A 21,846-nucleotide genomic window follows, 5' to 3' on the forward strand; every position below is an offset into this window, starting at 1 on the left:
TTTTGTTAGTATTTGTATTTTATTCCAATAGTAAAAATGTATGCTTTATTATTATCGTCGCTAAATGTTGTATTGTTATTTGCGTCTTCTAAGGTGAATTTTTTATTGAATTCATATCCAGCTTTAAAATTTAAAAACCAGTTAGTGTCTACATTTCGATCATACTCAATTGATGAGGTCATGTTCGAAAAACGTGCTGTAGTGGCTAGAATTGTATTGTTAATGAGTACGGGCTTATCAAGATTATAATAGCTTCCGTTGAAATTATTTGTTAATTTAAATTCGTTTCTAATATTGTTTGTAAATGATACTGTAGTATTCGGAAATCCCAAATCAATAGCTAACTTTTCGTTTAATTTATGGTAGAAAGAAATTGTAGGTAATAGGGCAATTGACCCAAAATAGGTTTCTCTTGTTACTCCTATATTCAAACTTGTTTTTGTATTAAATTGGTACTCAATTCCCATTCCTCCTAAAAGTGCGATGTCTTTAAAGTCAATATTTTTTTCAAAAGTTGCTATAGGTTTTGCAGCTATAATTAACTTGGTTTTAGAATTTAATAAATGGGAAAATTCAAGGATGTTCTCTATTTTGTTAAATTGATTTAAACTTTCAGGAAGTTCATGACTTGTTAAGGAATAGTTGATGCTTTTGTTTTTGTAACCAACTGTATTTGTTAAGGCGCTTTTCTCGTTTAATTTTTTATAGAATGTCCCGTTAATTTCTGTTTCGTTTTGCGTATAATCATTAGTTGATAGCGTGTTTGTATTTAAGTCTACTACAACCTTATTTTGTGCAGATAAATTAAAGAGAGAAAACATAAATAGTAGGATTGTAAATTTCTTTTGGATCATTGCCTTAATTATTGGTTCAAAAGTAGGAGCATTATCTATTTTAAAAAAAGAAGATATATAGATGCTACTTTTTCATAGATAAATTAGCGTTTTAATTAGATGAATGCCTCAGTGATTATTGATGGTCAATTGTAGATTGTAAACAACTCTTTATAGATAGAAAGGGACAGTTGGTATAACTTATTATTCGTTTAGCATGACGCTCTTCTATATTTGTTCAAAAACATTTATGTACAAGCTATTCTTTTTGCTGTTTTTTGCGGCTTTAATAACTTCATGTAATACAGATACAGATACTGGTAATTTTGTCGTTGGTTCTGATTATTTAGCCCTTAACAATAATGTATTATTAATTGATACTTTAAGTGTTGATGTTGCCACAATACAATTAGACTCATTAGTCACCTCAGGTCAAAGTAGGGTTTTAGTAGGTTATTATGTAGATCCCATCTTTGGTAAAATACAATCGGATAGTTATTTTCAACTTTATGGTACGAGTTATTCGTTATACTCTGATTATTCTGACACTGAAAGTTTAAATTATGTTTTTGACTCCATTAGAATGGTCATGAAATTAGACAAGTACTATTATGGAGATACTACAAAATCATATTCTTTTAGTATTCACCGTTTAAACGAAAAAGTAAAAGCTACTCTTGAAGATGGTACTTTTCATAATGATTCTAAGTTAAGTTATGATAGTAATAGTTTAGGAAACATTGTTTTTAAACCAAAACCGAATAGTCAAGATTCTGTAAATGTTGTTTTAGATGATGTATTTGGTGAAGCGCTTTTTCAGAAAATTAAAAAGAAAGAAATAACAAGCTCAGATGAATTTACAGAATATTTAAAAGGTTTTGTGATTAAAGCCAGTACAGATAATTCTTCAAGCGTTATGGGATTCAACTTATCTAGTGAGTTGCGCATGTATTATTCTAAATATTTATCAACAAGTGAAACATCTTACGTGATGAATTTTGGAATTTTAAGCGCAAGCAATCAGTTTAATAATATTTTTTCGGATAAGTCCAATACGCTACTTCAAAACTTACCTACAGGTACAGCAAAGTTGTCCAGTACAAGTACCGCTAATAAAGCATTTATTCAATCAGGTAGTGGTGTTGCCTGCAGAATCGATTTTCCTAATATAAAACAGTTAAAATACTTGTACGATAAAAATGCAATTGTAGATGCTGAGTTAACGATTAAGCCTGTGAATACTACTTATTCAAATGCGTATCCGCTTCCTGATTCTTTGCAGGTTTACATTGGTGACAACTTAAATAGAATAAAAGGAACTTTAACTACGGCTGCTGGTACTCCTATTTACGCAATTTTAAATAATAGTAATGATGAGTTTAATGAAACTACAGCTTATAAAATATCGATTGGAGCTTTTTTACAGTCTGAAATGATTAAAGAATCCGACTCTAAATATTCTTTAATTCTGGCAATACCAAATGTTTCAAAAGCGGTGAATAGAGTTGTCCTAGCTGATCAAAAAACGAAAAGCAATACGCTTAAATTGAAAATTTATTATATTTCTTATTAAATGAAAAATAAAACACTTTTAGGATTTTTTTTCCTACTTACATTACAATCCTTTTCGCAAAGTATTTCAAGCTCTCCTTATTCCTTATATGGTTTAGGAAGTACTTATGATGCTGATTTTGGTTCCAACGCATCCATAGGTTCTTCTGGTATTGCTTTGCCGTCAAATCAGTATATTAATAATCTAAATCCAGCTTCATTGGGTTCAATGTATCTAAATCATTTTATGTTTGATATAGGAGGTAAAGCTATTTTGACTAGTTATGAAAATAGCGCCAATAAAGAAAACCGAAATAACGTACAGTTTTCGCATATAGCGGTTGCTTTTCCTGTGACTAAAAAGTCTGGTTTTAGTTTTGCTTTAAAACCCTATTCAAGTAGCACATATAAAATTTCTAATTTGGCTTTGCCAATATACAATAGTAGCGATTATTATACTTTAGACGCAACAGGAACAGGAGGTTTGAACGATGTAGATTTTTCTTATGGATATAAAATAAGTAAAAAGCTGTCATTAGGGGCTTCTATGTCTTATTTATTTGGTAGCACCAGTGATGATAAAACTTATACTATTGAGAACTCAATAACTAGTATCTATAAAAATACAACGTATAATGGAGCCCGATTTTCATTGGGTACGCAATTTGCTTTAGATTCTACCCTCACAATAGGTTCTACGATAAAATTACCAACTAGGATTAACGCCTCTAAGGTAGAATCAGTGACCGCAATTAACAATTCGGGAACAACAACAGTTGAGTCTGAGGAAGCTTCTGATGTAGATAATTATTACATGCCTTTAGAAGTTGGTTTTGGAGTAAGTAAACGCTTCAAAAACAATTTAAACTTAACGGTTGATTATGGAAGAAGTTTTTGGAACGGAACGAATCAATCTGATTTGTATGGTGATTTTACAAACCAGGATAAATTTGCTATAGGATTTTCATATAGTAAGCCAAAAACAATTAGAAGTTATTTTGATCGAATAAAATACTCAACAGGTTTTAATTACGATACAGGTTATCTAGAAGTAGATAATAATAAAGTAAAAAACATGTCTTTATCTTTAGGGGTTTCTTTACCACTTGAAAATACTTTTTCAGCTTTGAATATTTCGTATTCTTATGGTCAAAAAGGAAGTGTTGGTAACGGATTAATCAAGGAGAACTACCATAAAATTAGTTTAAATCTAAGTCTAGACGGAATATGGTTTATTAAACGAAAGATTGATTAGATTAAAAATCTTTTTTGATAATAGTATAATTGTGTCCTAATATTTCATTTAGAACAGTAGCGTCTGTATTCGTATAAAAAACAGCTTCGTTGTGATTTTCTGAAGTAAAACCTATACTGTCTTTTAAAAGGTTTTTGGTTTGTTTTGCAACAGCTTCTCCAGAATCAATTATCTCAATATTATCAGGAAGTATTGCTCTTATTTGCGGAATCAAATAGGGGTAATGACTACATCCTAGTACCAAGTAATCAATATTTGCAGCAATCATCGGAGTAAGGTAGGATAAGAGTAATTCTTTCATCTCAGGCGAATTAATAGCACCGCTTTCAATCAATTGTACCAGTCCGTGTCCCACTTGTTCTACAATTTTAGTGCTTTGAAATTTTTGGGCAGTAGTATAAAATAATTCGCTACTAAGTGTTCCTTGTGTTGCAAGTATTCCTATAGTTTGTGTTTTTGAGTTTGTTGCAGCTGGTTTTATAGCTGGTTCAATACCTATAAAAGGAACATCGTATTTATCCCGAAGTTCTTTAATTGCATTTGTTGTTGCTGTATTACAGGCAACAACAATAAGCTTACACTCCATTTCAAGTAATATTTCGGTATTTTTAATGCTCAGGGCAATAATCTCTTCTTTTGATTTTTGACCGTAAGGGGCATTTTTACTATCTGCTAGATAGATGGTTTTCTCATTTGGTAGTAAATGATTTATTTCCTTCCAAATTGAAGTGCCTCCTATTCCTGAATCGAAAATTCCTATGGGATGATTGTTGTTCATTAAAACAAAGTTAAGTGCTATGAAGTTAAAATCCTAAAAAAAATAATGGACTAAAAAAAGAAAACCACTCGATCAAATTATGAAAGAATGGTTTGCATTTGAGTTTTAGTATTTCTTAGAATCCTAAGTCTTTTTTAACATCTGCTGTTAAATTAGTACCGTCAGCAAGTAAAAGAGTAGAACCGTCTAATACATATTGGAAACCTTTAGCTTTTCCAACTTTTTGGATAGAAGCTCTTACTTTTTCCATTAAAGGTTTAACGATATCAGATTCTTTTTGTTGTAATTCTTTTTGAGCATTATCTCTAAAGTCAACAATTCTTTTTTGCATGTCTTGTACTTCTTTAGAACGATCTCCGTTCACAGCATCAGTAACAGTCGCAGATTCAGTTTCGTATTTTTTTAATTTTGCTTGGTATTCTTCTACCATTTTCTTGTAATCAGCATCATATGTAGAACTCAATTTTTCTAATTGTTTTTGCGCATCTAGCATTGCTGGCATTTTTGACATAATTTCACTTACATCAACATGAGCTGTTTTTGCTTGAGCGTTACTAGTTTGACTTGCTCCTAAAATGAATAATGCAGCAATTACTAAAGTTTTGATTTGTTTCATCGTTTTTAAAATATTAAGTATTAATTTTTGGTTTTTATTCTCTCGACTTTTTAATAGAGTCTCTCTCTTGAAGAATTTTCATTCTTCGTTCTTCTAAAGCTTTCTTACGATCTTCAAGAATTTTTTTACGTTCTTCTAGTTTTTGAGCTTTCGCTTCATCTAGTTTTTGTTGTGCAGCTTCGTCTGATAATTTTGTGGTGTCTTCTGCACTAGTACTAGTTGTGGTAGTGTTCGCAGAAACCGTGCCATTTTTTTTATCTTCTCGATCTGCTAGAATTTGAGCCTTACGATCTTCATATTCTTTCTTCTTAAGTTCTTGTGCTGCTCTTCTTTCTTCAAGAGCTTTATCACGTGCTGCTTTTTTCTCGTCTAATGCTTTTTGACGCTCTGATAAAAACTCATTATCGTCAATTGCATCTTCTTTATTGTCTTTTGCTTCTTGAGCTTCAAGTTGTTTTTTAGTCAATTGTTCTCTTTTATCAGCTCTATTAATAACACGTAAAACTTGATCGCTTATGTCAAACCTATTAGCTGCAAAAAGCATGGTTAAGTTTGAAGATTTATCAAATATAAAATCATATTTTTTAGCTTCTGCAATATCTTGTACTGCAGTAAAAACTTGATCTTGTATTGGTTTAGCCATTTGTGACTTCTGAATCATTAAATCGCCGTTTGTCCCAAAACGTTTTTGCTGATAATCTAGCATTTGTGTCTCCAGAAATTTAATCTCTGTTTCACGTTCTTCTATTAATGCTTTGGTTAATAAAACCTTTTCAGCATTTAGAGCATCTTTTACTTTGTTTATTTCAATTTTCTTAGCCTCAATTTCTTGTTTCCATTTTTGAGCTTTTATTTCTAATTGAGAGGTAGCCTCAGTGTAGTTAGGTACATTTTGTAAAATGTACTCCATATCTATATAGCCAACTCTTGTACCTCTCGACTGCGAATATATCGTATTACCTACAATTGTCGCTAAAAATAAAAATAAAATTTGTTTTCTCATAACTTTTTGACATTAGAAAATTGTTAATCCTTATCTAGAACTGTTGTCCAATTATAAAATGTGTTTCCCATGCTTTAGGCTGTGTTTGACCAGCTGGAAGCGCATCAAATGCATGTCCAAAATCAATTCCTAATAATCCAAATGCAGGCATAAATACACGTAAACCAACACCAGCTGAACGGCTTAATGCAAATGGGTTGTAACTTTTGAAATTTTCATATGAAGATCCTGCTTCTAAGAATGCTAGTGCATATATAGATGCTGATGACTTCAAGGTAATTGGGTAACGTAATTCTAATGAGAATTTATTGTAAACGGTAGCTCCAATTTGCTCTCCTACGCTATTTACTGGCGTCAATGAGTTATTAGGATATCCTCTTAACTGAATTGTTTCTCTACCATCCATAGAATAGTTAGCTAAACCATCTCCACCAACATAAAATCTCTCAAACGGTACTAAACCTCTATCTTGGTTGTAAGCTCCTAAGAAACCAAATTCAGTTAATGTTCTTAAAACTAATTTACCATATAATTTAGTGTACCAATCAGCTTTGAACTTAACTTTATAATATTCTAACCAATCAAATTTCTTTTGATCCACAATCGCTGCATCAGGAGCTGCCTCTTGATAAGTAGATACTTTATTTCCAGAAGCATCCAAATAAGATCCTTTTGCAATGGTGATATTTCCAGCAGAATCAAAAACATCTGCTGTACTTTTTAATTTATATGCCTCTTTGTCTCCTAATGTAGCATAATCAGTTCCGTTAAATAAACTATACGGAGGGGTGAATTTTGCCGAGATACTAAACTCAGAACCATATGTTGGAAATATTGGGTTGACCCCTTTACTATTTCTAGTTAATCCTATGGTATAAGCAAGATTTCGAGAGTTTCCGTTTCCAAAAGTAAACAGCCCAGTGTTGTAGTTGTTTAAGCTATAATGTTGGTAACTAACGGACTGAGATAATACAAAAAAGTCATCAGGAACAGTTAATCTTTTTGCTAATCCTACAGATAAAGTTAGGATGTTAAAACTTTTACTTTTATCGGCTTTTTGTGTATTATAATCGCTTAAATATTGTGTACTATATGAAATAGATGAGCTGAATTGTACTGGTTTCTTTTGTCCAAACCATGGTTCAGAGAATGAAACACTATATGTTTGAAAATAAGTACTTCCTTGTAAACGTAAGGATACTTTTTGACCATCTCCCATAGGAAGTGGTTTGTAGGCTTCTTTCTTGCCTAAGTTCCTTGCAGAAAAGTTATTAAATGAAAGTCCTAAGGTTCCTATGAAACCACCTCCACCGTATCCACCTTGTAGTTCAATTTGGCTAGACCCTTTTTCAACAAGTTGGTATTCAATGTCCACTGTTCCGGCAGCTGCATCTACATTTTTAAAAGCTGGGTTAATTGCTTCAGGATCGAAAAATCCTAATTGTCCAATTTCACGAATCGTCCTTACAAGTTCTTCCTTACTGTATTTTTGACCTGGTTTTGTTCTTAATTCTCTATAAATTACACGGTCATTTGTTTTATCATTTCCTGTTACCGTGATTTTATTGAAATATGCTAATGGGCCTTCAGTTACTCTAATTTCAAAATCAATGGTGTCATTAGCAGTTTTTACCTCTACAGCATTAATGTTTGAAAATAAATAACCGTTGTTTTGATATAAATTAGTAAGGTCTTCACCATCAGGCTTTGTATTGTCAGCAATTCTTTTTTGTAATAATACGCCATTGTAAACTTCTCCTTTTTTAACTCCTATTATTCGAGATAAAAACTGATCAGAATATACTGTGTTCCCTAAGAATTTAATGTCTCCAAAGTAATATTTATTACCTTCTTCAAGATTGATTTTTACATCAAGTGCTTTCTTATTTTTATTATAAACAACAGAGTCCGAAGTTATTCTAGCATCTCTATATCCTTTTTCTTTATATTTAGCGATAACTTTTTCTAAATCAGTCTTGTATTTTTCTTTGATGAATTTTGAAGTTTTCCAAAATCGTCCTAATCTCTTCTCCTTGGTGTCCTTCATTGCCTTGCGTAAAGCCTTGTCAGACATTTTTCCATTACCAACAAAATCTATGCTTTGCACTTTTACTTTTTGACCTTTATCAACACTAACAAGCATATTTACCTCGTTTACTGTAGCGGTATCTTTGCTAATGTTGATGTTTACTTTAGTATTGTAGTAACCATCTTTTTTGTATTTATTTTCGATGTAGTTTTTAGTGGTAGTAATTAAATTTTCATTAACTACTTTGTTTTTGGTTAAGCCGTTGTCTTTAATTAAAGCTTCGGTTTTGTTTTTCTTAACACCAACAAATTTCACTTCCTTTAATTTAGGAAGTTCTTTAATATCTAAGTCAAGGTATATACTATCATTCTCGATGTGATTGATATAAAATGAAATTTCATCAAAAAGGCCTAGTTTTCCTAGCTTTTTGATGGCACTGCTGATCTCTTCTCCTGGTACAGTGATTTCTTGTCCTTTTTGTAGACCTGCAAAGGTTACTACAGTTTGCTCGTTAAAACTTATTTTACTTGTTACAGAAACATCGGCTAGAATGTATTTTTTTCCTTGATCAAATGGAACACGTTCTTGGGCTTTAACTTGTGAAAAACTACCTAATAAGACTAAGGTAAGGACTGCTTTTATACTTTTATTCAACACTAAAAATTTATTTAATTTGTTCACTTGTTTTTCCAAATCTACGTTCTCTTTTTTGATAACTAATAATAGCCTCATATAAATCTTGTTCTTTAAAGTCAGGCCACAAAACATCGGTAAAATATAATTCTGCATAAGCTATTTGCCATAGCAGGAAATTACTGATCCTATGTTCTCCACTTGTACGTATTAATAAATCTACATCGGGTAAATTTTGCGTGTAAAGATGCTGATTTATAATTGAATCGTCAATAGCGTCTATTGAAATTATATTATTTTTAACTTTATCACTGATGTTCTTTACAGCGTTTACAAGTTCCTCTCTAGCCCCATAACTTAAAGCAAGAGTTAACGTCATTCGAGTATTATTTTTTGTTTTTTCTATTACATCAAGCAATTCTTTTTGAGCCGATGCGGGCATTTTCTCAAGATTACCTATCGTATTTAAGCGTATGTTGTTTTCAATTAGGGTAGGGAGCTCTTTTTTTAATGATTTGATTAATATTTTCATTAAAGTATCCACTTCTAATTTAGGTCTGTTCCAGTTTTCAGTTGAAAAAGCGTAAAGCGTTAGGTTTTCTATTCCTAATTTGGCGCAAGCCTTAATAATTACCTTTACTGATTTAGTACCACTTTCATGGCCAAAAGCCCTTAGGAGCCCCTGTTTTTTAGCCCAGCGTCCATTTCCATCCATGATAATGGCTAGATGTCTTGGTAGGTTGTTTTGATCTATATTCTCTAGTAAGTTCATTTTTTTAGTATGCGCAATAACATGGTTTTTGTCCAAAGGTATACGTTAATGTAAACCCTGAGAACACGTACCAATCGTTATTATTTATATTTCCAAATTTTAAATTCTGTAAATTGTCATTTGTGGGATTACTTCCGTCAATATCATCGGCAAAAGTGTATCTCGTGCCAATTTCGAAACCTAACACAAAACGATTATTTAAAGTTTTTTTAATTCCTATAGCTATAGGTATAGCGATAGTACCATGATTAGAATCGTATTTTGTATCCCCGCTTACATAAAATAGACCGTTATACTGTGTGTAATTTAATCCGCTGTATATATAAGGTGTGAATTGACTATCTAATTCATGCAAATTAAACTCAAAAAAATTGAATTCAAGCCCTAAAGATAATTCTTTTATATTATTGTCAAAGCGATAACCCCTTTGGTTTCGGCTAGGTTCCTTAGAATCGATGTCATTTGAAGTTATTTCTGACTGGCTGTAAGAAACGCGGTAAGAGTGTCTCGTACTTTTGTTCCATTTGTACAATAAGCCGTAAGCCATCTTATTAGGAGCAACATAGGTCGTTGGACCTATCTCTCCAATGTAGTTACTACCACCAACGAAAACCCCAAGTTCATGAATTTGTGAATACATAGACATGCTTAGAAATAAGCTTAATAAAAGAGCAGAAAATTTATTCATTTATTTAAAAATTGCGTGCAAATATAATAATTATCGATACTAAACAATGCTCAATGTACTAAATGTGCTTATTATTTCGTGAATAAGCACTTTAATTAATTGGATTTGCTAGTTTGTTAGTTCAAAACGGAAAAAAACGAGATAATCGTATAGTTGAGGGTTAAAATAAATATTTAATTTCGTTTGTCTTCGCCCCATAGTAATTTACTGCGGAGTGTTTTTAAGAATGTTTCGTCTGGAATTTCAACCATATTTATTTTAAAAGGGGTCTTTTTAATTGTCAATATTGATTCATTACCTACAGATGTAATTCTGGAATCAAGTGAAACCAAATAGTTTTCCTCTCTACCTGAAACTCGCAATTCAATTTCTGTTTCATCAGGAATAACCAGCGGTCTCGCATTTAAATTATGAGGTGCGATAGGGGTGATAACTAAGCTTCTTACATCTGGAGTCAATATTGGGCCTCCGCAACTAAGGGAATAACCTGTAGATCCAGTAGGAGTTGATATAATCAAGCCATCTGCCCAGTAAGAATTCAAAAATTCACCGTTTAAATATGTGTCAATAGTAATCATTGAAGTGGTGTCTTTGCGACTTACCGAAATCTCATTCATAGCAAAATTAATGTCTTGAAGTGCTTGATTGGGCGGAGTACAAGATAAACTAAGTAGGGTTCTCTTTGATAGCGTGTATTTTTTATCAATTACAATTTGTAAAAAAGCGGCAATATTCTCTTTTTGAACAGTTGCTAGAAATCCCAGCCTTCCTGCATTGATTCCTAAAATAGGAACTCCAGAGTCTCTAACTAATGTTGCTGCTCTTAATATAGTTCCATCTCCACCTATGCTTACTAGCATGTCAAAACTGCTGTCTAGTTCAGTATGTGACGAAAAAGTGTTGTATTCTCTTTGTACAATCTCCTTGTCATGTAACATTTCAAGAAAATTTGACTCGATCACTAATTCGATATTGTTTCTATTAAAAAAAACAAAAATATCCTTAATGATAGGTTCGGTACTGTTTTGATAATATTGACCGTAAATAGCTATTTTCATTGTCTTGCTTACTCTTTTTTGATTTGTATTATTGTGCTAAAATGTATAAATGATTAGTCAAATAGACAATAATTATATATTAAGATACCGGTCTAAATAATCTGATCGTTCTTTTAAATTATTAATATAATCATCCTCATGATGTTCAGAAGTGATTTCGTAATTATACCTTCTAAAAGTTTGTATGATTTCATTAATTGCACCCATGCTAATTTTTAAAGTCACTTCAATCGTAGCTGCATCCGACTCTGATATAAATAAACCCAACAGTTTACCGTTGTTGCTTTCTACAATTTGTGTGATTTGACTCATAGAATAATCAATAATACCTTTCTTTACTTTTATAATTCTACCAGGCTCTTTTAAAAAAGTTGTTTGGTGAAAGAATGTCATGATGTCATCAATCTCGTAATAACCAATATAATTATTGTTTTCGTCTAGAACCGGAATCAAATTAGCATGATTTTTAGCAAAAACCTCTAAAACTTCCAGCCATACTGAGTCTGTTCTTGTAAAAAAAGACTCTAGCGTATATTTGTAATCTATAATTTTTTTATTTTCATCAAAAGTTTCAATGTCCTCAGCCGATAAATTCCCTATGAAAACTCCTTCCTCAACAACAGGGAAGTGAGAAATATTTACTTCGTCAAAAAAGTCCTTCACAGTCGCAATACTATCTTGGCTGTCAATGGCTTTAAAGTCAGTAGTTATGTAGTTTGTAATATCCATCTTTTGTAAATCCTCAATTTTTATGCAAAATAATCAAAAAAAGGCAAAATCTCCTACCTTTTACTTTGTATTTTTGTGCTCATTAAACATAGAGTTATAATCAAAAAGTATTCCAATGACAAAGTTAAGTGTAAACATCAATAAAATAGCTACATTACGTAATGCTCGTGGAGGCAATGTTCCCGACTTATTAAAAGTAGCTGCCGATATTCAAAAATTTGGAGCTCAAGGAATCACTATACACCCACGTCCAGATGAACGTCACATTCGCTATCAAGACGCACGCGACTTAAAGCCTATTGTCTACACTGAATTCAATATTGAGGGAAATCCACAACATAATTTCATCGATTTGGTTTTAGAGTGTAAACCCGAGCAGGTGACTTTAGTGCCAGATGCGATAGGTGCAATCACTTCTTCTGCAGGTTGGGATACGGTAAAAAATCAAGCTTATCTTACGGAGATGATTCAAGAATTTCAACGCAATGGTATACGTACCTCGATTTTTGTTGATCCGCAACTCGATATGATTGAAGGTGCAAAGCAAACAGGTACAGAGCGAATAGAATTGTACACTGAAGCTTTTGCACATGAGTATGGATTAGGAAATAATAAAGGAATAGATCCTTATGTGAAAGCAGCTCTTTTAGCTAACGAATTAGGCTTAGGAATCAATGCTGGTCACGATTTAAGTTTGGATAATATTCATTTTTTTAAACAAAATATTCCAGGATTATTAGAGGTTTCTATAGGACATGCGTTAATTGCAGAATCACTATATTTAGGTCTCGAAAACGTAGTAAATATGTATTTACAAAAATTAAAATAAAATAATTGGGGCGTGACCCGCATAATCCCGATAGCTATCGGGACGGGTAGGGTTTTCAGCTATATCTTTTTTGGACTGGCAAAAAAAAGCCAACCTAAAAAGGATATCGCTTCAATCTTTCACGTAAAAAGACTGCAGGAAAGAGTGTTTTTTAGTGCAACTTTATATCTCGCTTTTGATTTTATCTAGTAGGTAAATATAGGCTGGTTTATGGCGAAAATGTTTACTTTAGCGTTTTCTTAAAAATGAGCTATTGAAAGCATTTATACTCTCTTCTTTTTTGTTGTTATTTTGTCTGAAATCCCAGGCTCAATCTAAGATTACTTTAAAGGGTTTTGTAAAAGATAAAGAACAACAAGCTATTGTAGGCGCTAACCTAGTTTTTGTTTCTGATACAAACAGCTACACAGCGGTTTCTGATGAGGCTGGAGAATATGCAATTAAATTACCTGTTGGTTTTTATACTATTGATATTAGCTTTATAGGTTTTATTATGCAGAATTTGAACAATGATCTTCAAATTAACACTTCACTTAATTTTATTTTAGAAAAAGAAAGTAGCTCGTTAAAAGAAGTTGTGATCTTGTCAAATTCTAAAAAAATGCTCTCTATTTCGTCAGGAAATAGTTTAACCTTCATTCCTGAGAAGCTTACGTCAGTTCCTTCAATTATGGGGGTTCCTGATATTATTAAATTATTACAACTTACACCTGGTGTGCAAAATTCTGGGGATGCAAATGGATATTTGTATGTAAGAGGTAGTGATCCAGGACATAATTTAATGCTTTATGCCGCCACCCCTGTATATGGAATGGCACATTTATTAGGTGTTTTCCCATTTTATAATGCAGATCACGTTCAGGAAGTGCAATTTGATAAATCGAATTCTAATGCTAGAAACGGAGGAAGATTAAGCGCTACAGTTGCGGTATCACCTACTAATAAAATACCTACTGATTTTTTGGTAAAAGGGAGTTTAGGCCTCTTGGCTTCTCAGGCTACTATAGCAATTCCTATAAATACTAAAATGGGTTTGTATCTGTCAGGAAGAAAAACATACATTGATGAAATCATTGCGCCGCTATTTGACTCTTCAAGAAAAAATAAAAACAGTGATACTAAAGATTTGAAATATAGTTTTGGGGATGGTAATTTAACTTTTATTGCCGCAATTTCTAAAAAACATCTTTTTACTGTTGATGCTTTTGTGAGTGGTGATGTTTTAGGAATAGCAGATTCAAATTTAGCGCTAAATGCTAATTTAAAATGGAGTAATATGGCCGTTTCGCCTACTTGGAAATATCAGTTTTCTAAAGGAGCGGTAATGACTAATTCAGTTTACTTTACACAGTATGAAAATAACTTGAGTATGGAACAAGCAAGTGCACAACTCAATATTAGTTCCTATGTTAAAGATTTTGGATTCTCTAGTGCTGTTAAATATACGATAAATAATATCCTTTTTGAAACAGGTTTACAGTATAGTACTTATGAATTGCAACCTCAAAAAATTGATGTAAGCAACCTAAGTGCTAGTACGATTAAGCAACAACCAATAATTAATAAAGCAAATAATTTAGCGATCTATACCGCAGCTAAACCGCAATTGTCAAATAAGTGGTTTGCAGAACTGGGTTTGCGTATTAATTATTATTCTTCTAATCAAGGAAAAGCTACTTATTTGCGCGCAGAACCTAGATTACTTTTAAATTATATTCCTCATCTAAACAGCTCTTTTTTTGCATCCTATACACGTCAAAATCAATATTTGAACCTGATTACAACTTCTAGTGTTGGTATTCCAACTGATTTTTGGATAGCTACTTCTGATGGTATACCAGCTCAGTCTTCTAATGAATTTTCTGTAGGGTACAATCAAAAAATAAAAAAACAGTTTGACTTTTCGTTAAATACCTTTTATCGCACTATGAATAATCTAATTGAATATCCGTATGGTGTAACACAGTTTAACGAAATAACAACTTTTAAAAATGATGTTTTAGTAGGGAAAGGGGAGTCTTATGGTTTAGAGTGGATGTTAAAAAAGGACAGCGGTAAATTTAAAGGATGGTTGAGTTATACTTTGAGTTGGTCAAATAGACAGTTTGACCAAATTAATGATGGAGAACGTTATTTTGCTAAGTACGATCGAAGACACAACTTAGCCATCGTAGGGACTTATGATTTAAATTTAAAATGGAATTTTGGAATCACACAAATCTATAGTTCAGGAAATCGTTTCACAACACCTACATCATGGTATTTCATAAATAATAATCCCGTGAAAGAATATGGTAAATATAATAATGCACAAATGCCAAATTATATTCGTACAGATTTATCGGTGAATTATTATTTCATAAAAACTAGAGATAAGGAAAGTGCACTTAATTTTTCTGTTTTCAATACGTTTAATATAGAAAATCCCATATATACTGTTTTGAATGTTGCCATTGATGAAGACAAGCAAAAGATAGAGGTTACCCCCGAAAGAAAAACATTATATTCCATTTTGCCCTCTATTAGTTGGAGGTTTAAATTTTAAATAATTATGAAATACTTTATTTTAGTTTTTTTAGCAGTGTTTTTTACGAGATGTAATCAAGACGATTTCGATAAAAGTACACAGTCAGAATCAGAAATTGTTGTAGAAGGCTGGATTGAGTCGGGTGATTATGCACAAGTGATTTTATCCACAAGCATTCCAATTGCCGCACAGATAGATTCTACAACTATTTTAAGCCATGTTATAAGGTCTGCTAAAGTCACCATTTCTGACGGCGAAAATGAAGAAGTTTTAAGGTTAAAAAGAAACAATGATCGAATCCCTCCCTTTGTTTATTACGGAAGTGAATTGATTGGAGAATCTGGAAAAGAGTATTCTTTGAAAATTGAATATTTAGATAGAATAATTGAGGCTAAAACTGCTATTCCTAAAACTGTTCCTTTAAAAACCGCGACTTATATAAAGGAGAGTGTACAAGATACCACTGGCTATGTTTTTATAACATTTGACGATCCTGTTCTCGAAAAGAACTATTACCAAGTCACTACAAGAATAGACAAAGAGGAGCCTATTTTTGTTCCTGCATTTTATGGAAATTTAAATGATGAAAACTTTAATTCAAGTTCAGTCTCGATGCAAATCAATAGAGGGATTTTGATTTTTCCAAAAACAAAATTCCAACCTTACTTTACTGATGGGGATTTGATTTATGTGAAATTAAAAACTTTAAATAAGGAAGCTTTTGATTTTTGGAATAGTTGGCAAAACGAAATTGTTAATGGTAGAAACCCTATTTATCCATCAAATACAAGTTTGAAATCAAATATTAGGGGTGGTTTAGGATTGTGGACAGGTTATGGGCAAAGTACGATTATTGTGAAAACACCTTCAAAAAAATAAAGCCGAACTGAATAGGTTTTCAGTTCGGCTTTAAATCAGTTTTTGGATTTACCTATCTTTCAAAAGATTTTAAAAAATCTTCAAATTTCTTTTCTAAATCATCAAATCCCGTAGAGAAATAAGCACTCATTTCAACCTGTGTATTGTCGTTGAACTTCAAATAAAGGACTTCGTCATATTGTTGAACAAGAGTTCCAGTATTGTTGTTGCTGTTCCAGTTCCAATATCCACCTTCAGTACTGTTGTCATTTACCCACACAGAATAATTAGTATAGCTATATCCTTCTTCTGATCTTTGAACTAAATCAGCAATTTTTGTTCCATCTTTTTTAGAAACTAAAATCATTTTAGTGTTTTTAGCTTGTAGTTTTACTATAGCTTCAGAATAAGCTTTATTGTATGCGTTTATTTGTGCATAATAAGTACTGCTGTTGTATGCTGGTTGAACTAAAGTTTTTTCTAAATCGGCTTCGTCATTTGCTAATCCTGCAATGTCAGTATCTACTACAATAACAAAATTGTCCATTAACTCAACAAGTCCATTTGCTGTTCCTCTGTAAGAAACTAATGCGTCATCTTCTAATAAAGCATCAATTTTAGCTGTACTTCCAGCTGTAAATTTTACTAAGTTTTTATCATTGTAAGTAAAAGATGATTGTGCTGAGTTTGACTCTCCTTTTATACCGCTCATTTCAAACGTATAACCGTCATTTAAGATCATTTTAAAACTAGATTCATTTGGAACTTCTTTTCCATTTGAGTAACTAGCTTTTGTTGCAAACGTTGCTGCTTGTATATTGTCAATTGTTAAAACTGCATCTACAGATGTTGGTAAGTAAAATTCATCATTTATAGATGGATTTTGAGTGTATTCATCGGTACTAGGGTTATAAGTCCATTCTCCATAAGTGTCTATAAGTTTTACTTTAATATCAGATGAAACTGCTTTTGAAGATAAAGTTGCGTTATTTGTAATACTTGATATTTTTGCTGGAAAAACAAATTTCAACTCAGTCGTTGATGCCGTTTTAACCCAAATTTTGTTTGTACTGTTCCATGTGTAAATACCATACACGCCAGAAACGTTAAGGATTTCAGCTATTTCATTGTCATTTTTACCGTCAAAAATATCAACTGAGTTTATGTCTAATAATTTTCCTAAGTTTTGAATAGCTTCAACGGCGCCAGAAGTTTTAGACTTATCCATTTGAGTAAGCATGGCGTTTGCTTCAGCTTCCAATTTTACTTTTTGCTCTGCAGGCGATAGTTCAGAATAAGGTTTCTTAATCAATTCTGCAATTTGATCACTTAAAGTTTCGGATTTTACTTCAACTTCAACTTCATCAGCATTGTCACTACTACATGAAGTAGTAAGTTGTGCTACAACAAGTCCTAATAAGAGGAATTTTCTAATCATAATTTTATTTTTAAATGGTGGATTGTTGATTGTTTTGGATAACATTTTATTATTCAAAAAACCGCTGCAAAATTACATAATTAATAATTCCTTACAATACCCACTTTTAGTGATATTTGTTTAAATTACTAAAAAAAATTATTATCATCCAATGAGATTTCATTTCTTATCTTTGTATATCAATTTTACTAAAACAAAAAAATGCTATATTCAAAAATAGAAGGTTCAGGAAAACCGCTTTTAATCCTACATGGATTCCTAGGAATGCTAGATAACTGGAAAACAATCGGAACACAATTCAGTACCGAAGGTTTTGAGGTACACATGCTCGACATGCGCAACCACGGGCGTAGTATGCAATCAGACGATTTTAATTATGAGATCATGGCCAAAGATATTTATGATTATTGTGTGGGGCATAATTTAGAACAAGTAGACGTCATCGGTCACTCTATGGGAGGCAAAACCGCTATGCTGTTTGCTTGTACTTATCCAGAAAAAACCCATAAATTAATCGTTGCTGATATTGGTCCAAAATTCTATCCGCAGCATCATCAAATGATTTTAGCAGGATTAAATGCGGTAGATTTTGCTAAAAAACCAAGCCGATCTGAAGTAGAAGACACACTTTCAGAATACATAACTGATTTTGGCACCAGACAGTTTTTAATGAAAAGTTTGTTTTGGCAAGAGCCTGGACAATTGGCTTTTCGTTTTAATCTAGCGGTTTTCAATAAAAAATTAGACGAAATAGGGGTGGCGCTTCCTATTGATGCTATTTACAATAAACCAACACTTTTTATTCGTGGCGGTAATTCGGGTTATATTAAGGACAGTGATTTTGAAGCTATAAAAAAACATTTTCCAAAAGCCGTTTCTGAAACCATTCCAAATGCAGGACATTGGCTTCATGCCGAAAATCCTAAATTATTTCATCAATTTGCTAAAGAATTTTTAGACAACTAATAAATTGTATTAATACGTAAATTTAAAACTATGAAACTTCTTTTAAGAATGTTAATTACCTCAGCATTAGTGCTGCTTATCTCTAATTTAATGACGGGTGTTCACGTCGCTAATTTTACAACGGCTTTAATTGTAGCGGTTGTTTTAGGATTGTTAAACATATTTATCAAACCTATTTTGGTGATCTTGACATTACCAATTACATTTATAACATTGGGTTTGTTTTTACTAATTATCAATGCACTTATTATTATTTTATGCGATAATATAGTGGGCGGTTTTAGTGTAGATACTTTTTTTACGGCTTTATTGTTCAGTATTATTTTATCTGTTTCTCAGTCGCTTATGTATGCGATTTTTGGGGAGACTAAATAAATTAGTATAAAAGTAGGGATTGGTAAAACGATATTAACAATATATTTTGATTGAAACTAGTATTGTTTTACTAATTTTGTACCTAATTACAAGAAAATGAAAAAAATCCACTTTATATTAATCGTTTTGATTGGCGCACTCTTGATGCCAGCCAGTACGTTTGCCTGTGGAAATAATTCTAAAAATTCTTGTTCTAAAGAAATGGCTGCAAAGTCAGGGATGAAAGATTGTTGCAGTAAGAACGCTAGTTCAAAGAGCAAAGACCAACATGGTTGTACTGGGAAATGCGGTAATGCTTTATGTAGCTCTTCTTCCATAAACTTAGGGGTTGTTTTTTCTTCACCAATAGAAAATCAAGACAATGTCTTTAATTTTGCTACAAAAAAGCAAAAATTTTACTCATCAATATCGTTTACTTCTGAAGGATATTCTTCTATCTGGCTTATTCCTAAAATAGGCTAAATTCTTTTTTGACAGCCATCAGTGTGTCAAATTCAAACAAATTACCTGCTTAAATCCATTATTTATCAATTTTACTAAGGAACAAATCCGAGTAAAATCAATTTTTTTATTCTGAAAACCCATCTTTTTTTTTACAACCGTTTGTCAAATTATACTATAAACGTAACAATTTCAGTCCATTCAACGGGTTGTTAACTTGTTTTTGAACATTTAGATTTGGACAACAAAGAAAGAAAATTACAAGATTCAAACAATGATATTTGATAATAATCTAAAAAGCAATAACTACTAAGTAAGCAACTTAATTTTAAAGAAAGACTAAATAACAGTTTGGTCTATCTATTCTTGGTTTAGTAGTTTTCTAAAACAAATCAGAATTAAATAACGCAATATAATTATAACCTTTAAAAAATAATAACATGAAAAACATTGTAAAAATCAGTCTTTTATCAGCAGTATTTGCTCTAGCATCTTGTAAAGACAACAAATCAGAAACGACAGATAAAGCAACCACGGAAACAGCAGACAGCCAACAATATTCTTGTGAAATGCATCCTGAAGTACACGGTAAAAAAGGAGAAGAATGTTCTAAATGCGGAATGGCCTTAACGGTGCCTGTAGCCCATGAAGAAGTGATTGAAGAAGTGAAAGAAATGGACGTTACAAAAAGCAAATCGGCATTTTCAATCGATATGATTTTAAATGATTATCTAAAGTTAAAAAATGCTTTAGCTAGCGATGACGCCACATTAGCGACTGCATCAAGTAAAGCTTTAGAAATAACTTTACAAAAAACAACCACTGACAAAATTGAAGCTGATTTATTGACTCAATATAACACCATTGCTGACGCTGCTAAACAACACACCGCAACAATTACTGAGAATGCAGGTAAAATTGCTGCACAAAGAAATGCGTTTGCTTTATTAAGTGCTGACATGCATAACTTTATTAAAATGTTTAATACAGATAAAAAACTGTACCAAGACTATTGCCCAATGTACAATCAAGGAAAAAATGGGTACTGGATTAGTGAAATTAAAGACATTAAAAATCCATATTACGGAGCTGAAATGTTGACTTGTGGCGGAATTACAAAAGAATTGTAATACACAGTTTCAACCTTTAAAATGAAAAACATTTTCATTAATTAAACTATTATGGTCGAAAAACTAATATCATTCTCCTTAAAAAATCGGGCAATAGTCTTGATCGTTTCTGGCTGCTTGTTTGCTTGGGGAATTTATAGTGTGCAACAGAATCCTATTGATGCCATTCCGGACTTATCTGATAATCAGGTAATTGTTTTTACGGAATGGATGGGGAGAAGCCCGCAGGTAATTGAGGATCAGGTGACGTATCCTTTGGTGTCAAACTTACAAGGAATCCCTAAAATTAAGAATATTCGTGCTTCCTCTATGTTTGGGATGAGTTTTGTTTACATCATTTTTGACGATGATGTAGACCCGTATTGGGCAAGAACGAGGGTTTTAGAACGCTTAAATTTTGCACAAAGATTGTTGCCAGAAAATGTAGTTCCCACGCTTGGTCCTGACGGAACAGGCGTAGGCCATATTTTTTGGTACCATTTAGAAACTGACAAAATGGACCTAGGAGAGCAAAGAGCGTTGCAAGATTGGTATGTAAAATTTGCTTTGCAAACCGTTCCAGGTGTTGCTGAGGTCGCTTCTTTTGGTGGTTTTGAGAAACAATACCAATTGGTTTTGGATCCACTTAAAATGCAATACTATAATGTGAGTATGATGGAAGTCATGAAAGCGGTCAAGACTAGTAATAATGATGTTGGTGGTCGGAAATTTGAAATGAGTGATCGCTCTTATGTCGTTAGAGGTTTGGGTTATATAAAAAACATAAAAGATATCGAAGACATTGCTATCAAGAATTACAATTCGGTTCCTGTGAAAGTTAGCGATATTGGTTCGGTGCAAATGGGTGGCGATTTACGATTAGGAGTTTTTGATGCTAATGGCGAAGGTGAGGTTGTAGGCGGAATTGTAGTGATGCGCTACGGCGAAAATGCCGATAAAGTTATAAAAGCAGTTAAAGAAAAAATGAAGGAAGTCCAAAAAGGCTTGCCTGATGGAGTAACTTTTAAAACCTCTTATGATAGAAGCGAATTGATAGAACAAGCGATTGAATCTGTCAAAGGAACTTTAATTGAGGAGATGATTGCAGTTTCGGTCGTGATTTTATTATTCCTTTTTCATTGGCGTAGTGCCTTGATTATTTTGATCCAGTTACCCATTTCAGTAGCGATTGGATTTATTTTATTACAAGCTTTTGGGATCTCGTCTAATATTATGTCACTCACCGGAATAGCCCTAGCAATAGGTGTGGTAGTTGATGACGGAATCGTGATGGTCGAAAATGCCTATCGTAGTATTTCGGAAAGACAAGAAGAATTAGATAATAATCAATAGTAGGG

Annotated in this window: 20 protein-coding genes; 10 read left to right on the forward strand and 10 right to left on the reverse strand. The window is 32.5% G+C overall.

The features are described from left to right. Nucleotides 1-5: 5 nt before the first annotated feature. On the reverse strand, nt 6-854 hold the full coding sequence (locus ACVEGE_RS09850) for a DUF6268 family outer membrane beta-barrel protein (RefSeq protein ID WP_192500562.1): 849 nt from the start codon (nt 852-854) through the stop codon (nt 6-8). A 229-nt stretch (nt 855-1,083) separates the two neighbouring features. On the opposite strand from ACVEGE_RS09850, the gene ACVEGE_RS09855 reads away from it, so the two are divergent. Together ACVEGE_RS09855 and ACVEGE_RS09860 are read left to right on the forward strand one after the other, a co-directional pair. Further along, nucleotides 1,084-2,406: a DUF4270 family protein gene (locus ACVEGE_RS09855; protein ID WP_173854894.1), complete on the forward strand. Its 1,323-nt coding sequence runs from the start codon at nt 1,084-1,086 to the stop codon at nt 2,404-2,406. Beyond that, nucleotides 2,407-3,639, forward strand: coding sequence for an aromatic hydrocarbon degradation protein (locus ACVEGE_RS09860; protein ID WP_192500563.1), 1,233 nt, complete (start codon nt 2,407-2,409; stop codon nt 3,637-3,639). A 1-nt stretch (nt 3,640) separates the two neighbouring features. Here ACVEGE_RS09860 and murI read toward each other — a convergent pair whose 3' ends face one another. The 8 genes from murI to ACVEGE_RS09900 all read right to left on the reverse strand — a co-directional run bounded on the left by murI (nt 3,641) and on the right by ACVEGE_RS09900 (nt 11,945). After that, entirely contained in the window at nt 3,641-4,417 is a 777-nt protein-coding gene (gene murI / locus ACVEGE_RS09865; RefSeq protein WP_173850546.1) for a glutamate racemase, read from the reverse strand. Nucleotides 4,418-4,532: 115 nt separating this feature from the next. Continuing rightward, nucleotides 4,533-5,033, reverse strand: coding sequence for an OmpH/Skp family outer membrane protein (locus ACVEGE_RS09870; RefSeq protein WP_173850544.1), 501 nt, complete (start codon nt 5,031-5,033; stop codon nt 4,533-4,535). Between the two features lie 34 nt (nt 5,034-5,067). Continuing rightward, nucleotides 5,068-6,036, reverse strand: a complete 969-nt coding sequence (locus tag ACVEGE_RS09875; protein WP_192500564.1) for an OmpH/Skp family outer membrane protein — start codon at nt 6,034-6,036, stop codon at nt 5,068-5,070. A gap of 34 nt (nt 6,037-6,070) precedes the next feature. Continuing rightward, on the reverse strand, nt 6,071-8,797 hold the full coding sequence (locus tag ACVEGE_RS09880; RefSeq protein ID WP_192500565.1) for a BamA/OMP85 family outer membrane protein: 2,727 nt from the start codon (nt 8,795-8,797) through the stop codon (nt 6,071-6,073). Continuing rightward, nucleotides 8,730-9,470, reverse strand: coding sequence for an isoprenyl transferase (locus ACVEGE_RS09885; protein WP_173854897.1), 741 nt, complete (start codon nt 9,468-9,470; stop codon nt 8,730-8,732). Before ACVEGE_RS09885 ends, ACVEGE_RS09880 begins: the two co-directional genes overlap by 68 nt. Nucleotides 9,471-9,474: 4 nt before the next feature. Then, nucleotides 9,475-10,158: a type IX secretion system protein PorG gene (gene porG / locus ACVEGE_RS09890; protein WP_192500566.1), complete on the reverse strand. Its 684-nt coding sequence runs from the start codon at nt 10,156-10,158 to the stop codon at nt 9,475-9,477. Nucleotides 10,159-10,331: 173 nt separating this feature from the next. Further along, complete coding sequence (locus ACVEGE_RS09895; RefSeq protein ID WP_192500567.1) at nt 10,332-11,216, reverse strand: NAD kinase; 885 nt, start codon at nt 11,214-11,216, stop codon at nt 10,332-10,334. A gap of 72 nt (nt 11,217-11,288) precedes the next feature. Next, entirely contained in the window at nt 11,289-11,945 is a 657-nt protein-coding gene (locus tag ACVEGE_RS09900) for a CBS domain-containing protein (protein ID WP_173850533.1), read from the reverse strand. Between the two features lie 115 nt (nt 11,946-12,060). On the opposite strand from ACVEGE_RS09900, the gene ACVEGE_RS09905 reads away from it, so the two are divergent. The 3 genes from ACVEGE_RS09905 to ACVEGE_RS09915 all read left to right on the forward strand — a co-directional run bounded on the left by ACVEGE_RS09905 (nt 12,061) and on the right by ACVEGE_RS09915 (nt 16,180). After that, the gene (locus ACVEGE_RS09905) at nt 12,061-12,774 is read left to right on the forward strand and encodes a pyridoxine 5'-phosphate synthase (RefSeq protein WP_192500568.1); all 714 of its coding nucleotides are present in this window, start codon (nt 12,061-12,063) and stop codon (nt 12,772-12,774) included. Between the two features lie 253 nt (nt 12,775-13,027). After that, the gene (locus tag ACVEGE_RS09910) at nt 13,028-15,319 is read left to right on the forward strand and encodes a TonB-dependent receptor (RefSeq protein ID WP_225738093.1); all 2,292 of its coding nucleotides are present in this window, start codon (nt 13,028-13,030) and stop codon (nt 15,317-15,319) included. A 6-nt stretch (nt 15,320-15,325) separates the two neighbouring features. Further along, nucleotides 15,326-16,180 (forward strand): DUF4249 domain-containing protein, encoded by an 855-nt coding sequence (locus ACVEGE_RS09915; RefSeq protein WP_173854902.1) that lies wholly within the window; start codon nt 15,326-15,328, stop codon nt 16,178-16,180. Nucleotides 16,181-16,232: 52 nt separating this feature from the next. Here ACVEGE_RS09915 and ACVEGE_RS09920 read toward each other — a convergent pair whose 3' ends face one another. Continuing rightward, a complete protein-coding gene (locus ACVEGE_RS09920; protein WP_192500569.1) occupies nt 16,233-17,597 on the reverse strand; it encodes a hypothetical protein in 1,365 nt (454 codons plus the stop codon). A gap of 201 nt (nt 17,598-17,798) precedes the next feature. On the opposite strand from ACVEGE_RS09920, the gene ACVEGE_RS09925 reads away from it, so the two are divergent. The 5 genes from ACVEGE_RS09925 to ACVEGE_RS09945 all read left to right on the forward strand — a co-directional run bounded on the left by ACVEGE_RS09925 (nt 17,799) and on the right by ACVEGE_RS09945 (nt 21,841). Then, nucleotides 17,799-18,563: an alpha/beta fold hydrolase gene (locus tag ACVEGE_RS09925; protein WP_192500570.1), complete on the forward strand. Its 765-nt coding sequence runs from the start codon at nt 17,799-17,801 to the stop codon at nt 18,561-18,563. A 30-nt stretch (nt 18,564-18,593) separates the two neighbouring features. Further along, nucleotides 18,594-18,938 (forward strand): phage holin family protein, encoded by a 345-nt coding sequence (locus ACVEGE_RS09930; RefSeq protein ID WP_192500571.1) that lies wholly within the window; start codon nt 18,594-18,596, stop codon nt 18,936-18,938. A gap of 96 nt (nt 18,939-19,034) precedes the next feature. Continuing rightward, nucleotides 19,035-19,400 carry a hypothetical protein gene (locus tag ACVEGE_RS09935; protein ID WP_192500572.1) on the forward strand — a complete coding sequence of 122 codons (366 nt, stop codon included), beginning with the start codon at nt 19,035-19,037 and terminating at the stop codon, nt 19,398-19,400. A 419-nt stretch (nt 19,401-19,819) separates the two neighbouring features. Beyond that, the gene (locus tag ACVEGE_RS09940; protein ID WP_173854907.1) at nt 19,820-20,509 is read left to right on the forward strand and encodes a DUF3347 domain-containing protein; all 690 of its coding nucleotides are present in this window, start codon (nt 19,820-19,822) and stop codon (nt 20,507-20,509) included. 51 nt (nt 20,510-20,560) lie between these two features. Continuing rightward, nucleotides 20,561-21,841, forward strand: a complete 1,281-nt coding sequence (locus ACVEGE_RS09945) for an efflux RND transporter permease subunit (RefSeq protein ID WP_192500573.1) — start codon at nt 20,561-20,563, stop codon at nt 21,839-21,841. Nucleotides 21,842-21,846 lie beyond the last annotated feature (5 nt).

It is taken from the genome of Flavobacterium sp. PL002 (assembly GCF_054165825.1).

Coding starts and splice junctions, on each gene's coding strand:
- ACVEGE_RS09870 (WP_173850544.1), bottom strand. CDS start 5,033: ATGAAACAAATCAAAACTTTAGTAATTGCTGCATTATTCATTTTAGGA.
- ACVEGE_RS09875 (WP_192500564.1), bottom strand. CDS start 6,036: ATGAGAAAACAAATTTTATTTTTATTTTTAGCGACAATTGTAGGTAAT.
- ACVEGE_RS09940 (WP_173854907.1), top strand. CDS start 19,820: ATGAAAAACATTGTAAAAATCAGTCTTTTATCAGCAGTATTTGCTCTA.
- ACVEGE_RS09855 (WP_173854894.1), top strand. CDS start 1,084: ATGTACAAGCTATTCTTTTTGCTGTTTTTTGCGGCTTTAATAACTTCA.
- ACVEGE_RS09930 (WP_192500571.1), top strand. CDS start 18,594: ATGAAACTTCTTTTAAGAATGTTAATTACCTCAGCATTAGTGCTGCTT.
- ACVEGE_RS09880 (WP_192500565.1), bottom strand. CDS start 8,797: ATGAGGCTATTATTAGTTATCAAAAAAGAGAACGTAGATTTGGAAAAA.
- ACVEGE_RS09895 (WP_192500567.1), bottom strand. CDS start 11,216: ATGAAAATAGCTATTTACGGTCAATATTATCAAAACAGTACCGAACCT.
- ACVEGE_RS09860 (WP_192500563.1), top strand. CDS start 2,407: ATGAAAAATAAAACACTTTTAGGATTTTTTTTCCTACTTACATTACAA.
- ACVEGE_RS09935 (WP_192500572.1), top strand. CDS start 19,035: ATGAAAAAAATCCACTTTATATTAATCGTTTTGATTGGCGCACTCTTG.
- ACVEGE_RS09885 (WP_173854897.1), bottom strand. CDS start 9,470: ATGAACTTACTAGAGAATATAGATCAAAACAACCTACCAAGACATCTA.
- ACVEGE_RS09945 (WP_192500573.1), top strand. CDS start 20,561: ATGGTCGAAAAACTAATATCATTCTCCTTAAAAAATCGGGCAATAGTC.
- ACVEGE_RS09850 (WP_192500562.1), bottom strand. CDS start 854: ATGATCCAAAAGAAATTTACAATCCTACTATTTATGTTTTCTCTCTTT.
- murI (WP_173850546.1), bottom strand. CDS start 4,417: ATGAACAACAATCATCCCATAGGAATTTTCGATTCAGGAATAGGAGGC.
- porG (WP_192500566.1), bottom strand. CDS start 10,158: ATGAATAAATTTTCTGCTCTTTTATTAAGCTTATTTCTAAGCATGTCT.
- ACVEGE_RS09915 (WP_173854902.1), top strand. CDS start 15,326: ATGAAATACTTTATTTTAGTTTTTTTAGCAGTGTTTTTTACGAGATGT.
- ACVEGE_RS09900 (WP_173850533.1), bottom strand. CDS start 11,945: ATGGATATTACAAACTACATAACTACTGACTTTAAAGCCATTGACAGC.
- ACVEGE_RS09925 (WP_192500570.1), top strand. CDS start 17,799: ATGCTATATTCAAAAATAGAAGGTTCAGGAAAACCGCTTTTAATCCTA.
- ACVEGE_RS09920 (WP_192500569.1), bottom strand. CDS start 17,597: ATGATTAGAAAATTCCTCTTATTAGGACTTGTTGTAGCACAACTTACT.
- ACVEGE_RS09905 (WP_192500568.1), top strand. CDS start 12,061: ATGACAAAGTTAAGTGTAAACATCAATAAAATAGCTACATTACGTAAT.